We start from the raw sequence: 6,813 nt of genomic DNA, 5'->3' as shown, positions 1-6,813 counted from the left end.
TGTGCCTTGTTCCTGTGTAGTGCCGTCTTGCTGTTTCTGCCCCGTAGATTGCGATGAAGCACCGTGTGCTTGTTGTTGAGCATCGCTTGCCACGCCGCTTTCTGCCGCCTCTGCCGCTCGTTGATCCGCAGCTCTTCCTGTTTTTTCCTGATCGCTTGCTGCTGTTATGCTACCAAGAGCACTCAGAAGCCGCTTTGCCGCATCTGCCAGTGTTTCTGAGCCTGCTACTTCCGCAGCGGCTTTGAGGGGCTGTTGCTTTCCATCCTTACACTGTTCCAGCTGCTGCGCTGCTGAAGAGAACATACCTACCAGCCCTGATAGACTATCAACACCAAGAGCGTCTATGGCACTCTCTAGGGCTTCCTCAATATTGTATTGCGTCCTATCGTATCCACGTTCCTGCTCCTCTCTTTCATCAAGTGCGGCGTCTGTATGCAGAGCTCTCTGCACATCCTGAGCTGCAGTGCCAGCTGCAGCTGGGGTAGGTGAACCGGAACCGCCTATCTTCGGATATAATGTTACAGGCCGTGTGTACGCCGTATCTTCTGTGTCTGTGGTAAGAATGCCGAAAATAGACGCATATGGCGGAGGTGTACTGTCAGCACTTGTATCCGGATGCGGTGCTGTGGGTGCAGTAGCATTATTCAATGGGTGAGTTGTAGGGTGTCCATGACCATCAGGGCATACCGCTGCATTGCCAGGAGTGTCAAGGCCGGGGGCGCTAGGTTGCTGAATATCTTGTGCATGTGCACCATACGCACTTGCCGCCTTCGCGTCGGGGCCGTAGGCCCCAGGCACGCCGCTGCCACCCTGCGATGGACTGCCGGTGCTACCGGGACCCGAAGGCCCAGTACCCCTGTTTTTGTTATCATCATTTGCTGCACCGCCTGCTGCGGCAGCAGGAATCCTGCCTGCGATGCTACCAGCTTTGGGTGCAGGGGTTCGTACATTGCGTCTTGCACGACTGGTACGCCCTAAAGGATCTACTTTAACTGTGCTGTAGCTACGAGCTCCTCCCTCGCTGTTGACCTGTGTGGCCATCTTGCTAGCTAACTTGCCGCCCGCTATGTGGCCTGATGGTGGAGCTAGCTCGTGAGCAAGTTTACCCTCTGCGTTTTTAATAGACATCTGTGCGCCATTGTCCAGGCCAAACGCCACGACATCTTTGAAATCCAGCTCCGCAGCAACATGCATCAGGGTGTTGCCGCTTGAATCATGTGTGCTCAACATCTGTGCAAGCTCAACTGGAGCTAAAATTTGCTGGCAGCTCTTCAGCATTCTCATAATGTCACTTTCACCCACGCCGCTCTTCATGGCAACGTGTAGCGCCGAAGACCCATCAACGCTGGAGCGCTCCAGTGCACTGAGCTTGTTGCTCCTCAATATGCTCTCAAATGCGGGTATACTCCTGTACGCAGCTGCCATGTGCAGTGGAGTATGGCCCTGAGCATTGCGCTGGCGAGCAGAGGCACCACGGGCGCAAAGCAGGTCCACAAACTCTTGAGCGCATTTCTGCTTTTCAGGGAATTTTAACAGTTCAACTGCGGCATGCAGCGCAGTATTTCCGGAGCTATCGCGGCAATTTACGTCAGCCCCATTTCTAATCAGGAACCGAACCAAGATCGTATTTGGCTGCGCGTGTTTTATTGCGAAGATCAATGGTGTATCGTCATCCCCGAGTGCGGTTTGTTCCACTTCATAGCCACGAATCTCAGCGCCGTTTTGCAGGAGAAGTTTTATGCCACGCTCGATTGCGATGCCCTCGTTGAAAATCTTGAGGACCATATCTGTAAGTCCTGTGAACAGCGCCATGAGCTGAGCATAGGCACGTTCAAACCAGTTGTAGCCGGCGATATTTCCCCGATTGTTTGTAAAACAGTTCCCCTGAATTGCAGAGGACAAGGCACACTGGCTGTCAATCCCCTCGAGTCTTGCGCCCTGGGTCTCGACCAATTTGCTTACTATATTAATATGCCCGTTCCTCAGCAGCTCACCGCAGATGCTAACAAGTTCCCTTTGGCGTCTCTAAGCTCGCGGTTGACATCAATCCCACCGTGCCCTTGTGTACAGTCAGTCACATATCGCAGTACACGATAATTCCCGGAGCGCGCAGCATGGAGTGCCACATCTTCCAAGGAGGGCTCTTGGGGAATCAATCGCTTGATAACTTCAAGGGTAGCGTCATCGTCGCTCCTGGTTTGTAGCACGTGAACTGCAGGAGTACATTGGCCCTCAGATACAGGGAATTTTGCATCTCCTTTTGCGTTCTTCCTGTTCAGTAACAGCGCTTCCAAGACCTTAACATCGCCTCTTTCCGCTGCAATGTGTATCACAGACCTGCCATCTGTGCATCGGCTATCTACGTCTACTTTATCGCTCTTTATCAGGTCTGTTATATACTCTACGCTGTTGCCTTCCAGGTACATCTCACATAGTGGGACCATACCATTCAGGCCCGGAGTGTTTATCCACTGTGCGATTTCGGGAACGTCCAGACACAGCTTTATTTTCCCCTGCCGTCTGGTGCGATCTGCTTTATCCTGCATTACGAGGCTTAGCAGGTTTGCACCGTCTTGTGTATGCTTATCGAAAGCCTGAGTGTTTGTATTGTGAAGTATTTTCGCAAAAAGGTCCGCGCTAACGTACCCAGCTGCGTTGTGGATGGGTGCCCTGCCTTGTTCATCTTGGATTGAGAATCCGGCTTGGCAGTGTTGCGCATAAATCTTAACTGCTTCCTCCAGCAGTGGTCTGCACTTACCTTTTGTTGCACAGTTCAGAATTGTATTGCCGGCGCCACCCATGTGCTGCAGGACGTTGCTGACACCGGTGTTCCCACCGCTCATCCGTGCCTGCGCGATGGTTTCTTGGAGTATTTTAATACCAGAGTTTTGCAGTCCACGTGTGGCCGCATAGTGCGCTGGCAGGTAACCACTCAGGTCCTCAGAGCATAACAGCGCCTTGTAGTGTTTTGCAATGTCTTTCGATGCTGCAACTTGTGCTTTCACATGCTCCAGAACGTGTGACGTGAATTCATCGCCTTGGTTCCGTGCCGCTCGGTGTAGAAATGTTCGCAATTCTAAATCAAGCAGGCTGCAGTCGCTGAGCTCAACGAACTTCTTTACATTTTCTAGATTCTCACAGGCAATCGCAGAATGCAGAGGTGCCTCACCTTGACGATTGAGCGCTCTTGCAGTGGGGTGCCCGTACCCAAGATGTTCCAGAATCAGCTGCAACCTGGCCGCGGACTGATCGTCCAGCGCGGTTGCCGCGTCATGCAGGGGCGTATTTGCCTGAATGTCAACGGCTGATATGCTGTATCCATGATCCAGCAAGTAGCTAACGTATTTGGGATCTCCCGCGGAGCACGCATGGTGCAGTATTGTCTTTAGGTCCGATTCGAGTAGCCAAGTATCCTCGTACCCCGTAGGCACGTTCTCAAGTTGCGCTACAAACTCCGCGTACTCGTCGCGCTGCATATTGCCCCACGCATAGGTCAGGGTACGCCTAGCTTCCTCTCGTGGCTGCAGTGGCGGTACTGGCGGCACGCCTGGCGGTGGCGTCGGTGTCGGTGTTGGCGTAGTGGGTACAGCACTCTCCGGTACTGCTGCTCCGGGCACAGAAGCCTCGTTGTTCAAACCTTTGTGTGCAGTATCAGTGGAACCGAGCTCCCCCTCTTTGTGTTCAGAAGTCTTCGGTCCAGATGATCGAGATCCAGGAGAAGCCATGAGAGATTCTTCAGACATAGTTAACGTACCGCAATTGCGCCTGGCGCCGAATACGTTTACTAAAACGTTGGCTTCAAGCTATTGTTGCATGTGTCACAATCACGCTCAGCAAGCGAGTTGCACTGCGTATAATATCGTTAAAGTATTAATTATCCGCTAAAATGCGTCAAAGACACCACCCTACGCATAAATGGTGTGTACACTGTATGCCGGTAGGGTGCGTGTACGCGCGTGTGATTACTTAACTTACTGAGGGCTGGAGTTGCAGGCATACGCGCACTATTTCTGCATTGCAGTGCCTACAACCCACATCCTAGAAATCTGATTTCCCACTCAAGCTTTATGCCAAACATGCTATGTACCCTGCAGCGGATTTCATTTCCTAGATCTTCAAGATCTTTTGCAGTTGCCCCGCCGCAGTTCAGTAAAAAATTGCAGTGCTTCTCGGAGACCTGCGCCCCTCCAATTTGGAGCCCTCTGCATCCCGCCTTGTCTATCAACTCCCACGCCTGATGCCCTTCAGGGTTTTTAAAGGTGGATCCGCCAGTTCTTCCCCTCACAGGTTGTGAATCGTTGCGTCGTGCAATAAACTCGCGCATTGTGCCCTTAATAGCGTCACGGTCACCGCAAGCCCCAACAAAAGTTGCATCAACGAAAATCCATTTGCCCACCAGCCCGTGCTCTCGGTATGAATATCGCATATCATCATTGGAAAGCGTGCAAATTTCCCCGTGCTCATTTACTGCCCGGACTGAACGTAGCACTGAAGCGACGTCGCCGCCGTACGCACCCGCGTTCATTTCAATTGCTCCGCCGACAGTGCCGGGTATGCCTACAAAAAACTCGAGTCCCGAGATTCCACTCTCTTGGGCCGCCACAGCAAGGTTGCTCAGGAGTGTGGCGCATCCAGCAGTTATGATGTTACCATTGCAGTTGATGTACGAAAACTCCCTTCCAAGCTTGACAACCACCCCCTTTACTATGCCGTCTCTCACGATAAGGTTTGATGCAACGCCCACCACGGATATTGGTAGGTTTGTATCTCGTACAAACGCGGCCAGGTCCTCTACACTTGAGGGTTTGAACACAACTTCTGCTACGCCCCCAACATTGAACCACGTTGCATTGTGCATTTTAACGCCCCTGCGATACGTTCCCTGCACCTTGGGCAAGTTATACGCCACGAAGCCGTAACTCATCTTTGAGCATCACCCCCATTTCAAAGCCCACACTTTCTGCATCACGTTCAGGAAAAGTGCGTTCTGCGGATACCATGGTACGAGAGTCATGCGCTAGCATGCACTTCATCGACATCAGGCCACTGTCCACATACCTAGCCATTGCAGCTAAAGGTGTGTGGCAGGAGCCGTTCACAGCCTTCATGAAGCTTCGCTCAGCCAGCACGGCCGTGAATGACTCATGGTCGTTCAACTTTGCGAGCATACGCACTATTCCTTCGTCGCTTTTTCTACACTGAACGCATATTGCCCCCTGGCCTACGGCCCCCAACATCACGTCTGGATGTAATACCTCGGTGATCTTAGCACGTGCAGATATCCTGTCCACCCCAGCCTCAGCCAGCACTATACCGTCGCACTCGCCAGATTGTACCTTAGCGATTCTGGTGTCAACATTGCCCCGCATGGGGGTTATTTCCAGGTCTGGTCTGAAAGCGAGAAGCTGCACCTTTCTTCTGATCGATGAGGTGCCGATTTTTGCTCCGGCGGGTAAGGAGTTTAGGCTTTTGTACTTTACAGATATAAAAACGTCCATGGGAGATCTTCTTTTGAGTACGCACGGCATGTCTAAGTTTTCGGAATAAAAGCCCGGAACATCCTTGGCCGAGTGTACGGCAATGTCTATCTTATTGGCCAACAGGGCCTCTTCTATCTCTTTGATGAACAGGCCCTTGCCGCCAATGTCACACAGTGGCCTGTCAACCTTTACATCCCCAGACGTTTTTATCTTGGTAACATCCACTCGGACCTCAGGAAAGTGGGCTGCAATTGCGGCTTTGACCTCCTCTGCTTGTATTAGTGCCAGCGTGCTTCCTCTTGTTCCCAGCCTGACCACAGGAGCATACATACACCCTCACCACTACAACGGAAGTACTCATCGAGACCCAGAGTTAGCATATATTTGCCAGTTACTCCACATGGCGTCAAACATGAATCGCAGTGATGGTAGACAACCTCGCCTTGACCTGATAACTCTTCCACCTAGCCATGATAAAATTGTGATATCAGCATACAACGCTCTCTTTGAGCAAGTCACCCGCTAGGAATAGTGACCCGCACACCAAAATTGTGGGCTCTGGGCCAGAATCCCCAATGCTGAGAATTTTCCTGATGGAAGACTGTATATCACTTTCTGCCGAGGAGGGAATGCCAAGCTCTGCGGCGTCCTGCGCGAGCTCTTCCGCGAGTTGAGCTCTTGGCTCAGACTTTACGCAGACTGCACACAGAAATTTTATATGCTTCTTGAGGCAGGATAAGAACGTTTTGGAATCTTTGCCTCTAGTCATGCCCACTATGAGGTATAAACCACCACTTGTGCTCTGTTCGATCCAATCGCTGAGGACCTGCGCCCCCGCTGGATTGTGTGCCCCATCCAAAAACAGCCTCCAGCCCTTGGGTAAAAGTTTGGGTATGAACCCGCTAGTTATTCTCTCGAGCCTTGCGGGCCACCTGGTGTTGGTGAGCCCACCGACTATGTCTTCATAATCAATTTTGTAGCCAAATTTTCCAGATAGAATACTACATGCGGCTATGGCGTTGCCGGCATTAATCACCTGATGGTCACCGGGCAGTGATGGGAGGGGGAACTCATACGAGGCCTCGCCGGTGGAAAATAGCATCCTACCGCACTTTTTTTGCAAGACCATTCGATGCCTCCACGATATAAAAATGCCTGATCACGCATTGCGTAGTATTCAATTGTGCGCATGATAGATTCTGTCTCCTGTGGAGCAACAACACAACTTGTACCGCGCTTGATAATTCCAGATTTTTCTCCAGCTATGAGCTCTACTGTTGTGCCGAGGGAGCTTGTGTGGTCTAAGGATATGGAGGTTATGATTGACATAATT

Annotated in this window: 3 protein-coding genes and 1 pseudogene; all 4 read right to left on the bottom strand. The window is 51.6% G+C overall.

From position 1 onward, the window contains the following. A pseudogene (locus GAC_RS06225) lies at positions 1-3,743 on the bottom strand (type 4 secretion system effector protein); the annotation flags it as partial. A 281-nt stretch (positions 3,744-4,024) separates the two neighbouring features. Then, entirely contained in the window at positions 4,025-4,924 is a 900-nt protein-coding gene (gene murB, locus GAC_RS03660; RefSeq protein ID WP_010264698.1) for a UDP-N-acetylmuramate dehydrogenase, read from the bottom strand. Continuing rightward, positions 4,899-5,810 carry a hydroxymethylbilane synthase gene (hemC, locus tag GAC_RS03655; RefSeq protein ID WP_010267733.1) on the bottom strand — a complete coding sequence of 304 codons (912 nt, stop codon included), beginning with the start codon at positions 5,808-5,810 and terminating at the stop codon, positions 4,899-4,901. Before hemC ends, murB begins: the two co-directional genes overlap by 26 nt. Before the next feature lie 157 nt (positions 5,811-5,967). Then, the gene (locus tag GAC_RS03650; protein ID WP_241760153.1) at positions 5,968-6,609 is read right to left on the bottom strand and encodes a glutamate ligase domain-containing protein; all 642 of its coding nucleotides are present in this window, start codon (positions 6,607-6,609) and stop codon (positions 5,968-5,970) included. Positions 6,610-6,813 lie beyond the last annotated feature (204 nt).

The sequence above is a fragment of the Anaplasma marginale str. Florida genome (genome assembly GCF_000215485.1).
GTDB classification, from domain to species: Bacteria; Pseudomonadota; Alphaproteobacteria; order Rickettsiales; family Anaplasmataceae; genus Anaplasma; species Anaplasma marginale.
Note: the sequence above shows the minus strand (reverse complement) of the source record. Positions and strands in the feature narration are given on the sequence as shown.

Excerpts from the sequence above, each read along its gene's own strand:
- murB (WP_010264698.1), bottom strand. The coding sequence starts at position 4,924 with ATGAGTTACGGCTTCGTGGCGTATAACTTGCCCAAGGTGCAGGGAACG.
- hemC (WP_010267733.1), bottom strand. The coding sequence starts at position 5,810 with ATGTATGCTCCTGTGGTCAGGCTGGGAACAAGAGGAAGCACGCTGGCA.
- GAC_RS03650 (WP_241760153.1), bottom strand. The coding sequence starts at position 6,609 with ATGGTCTTGCAAAAAAAGTGCGGTAGGATGCTATTTTCCACCGGCGAG.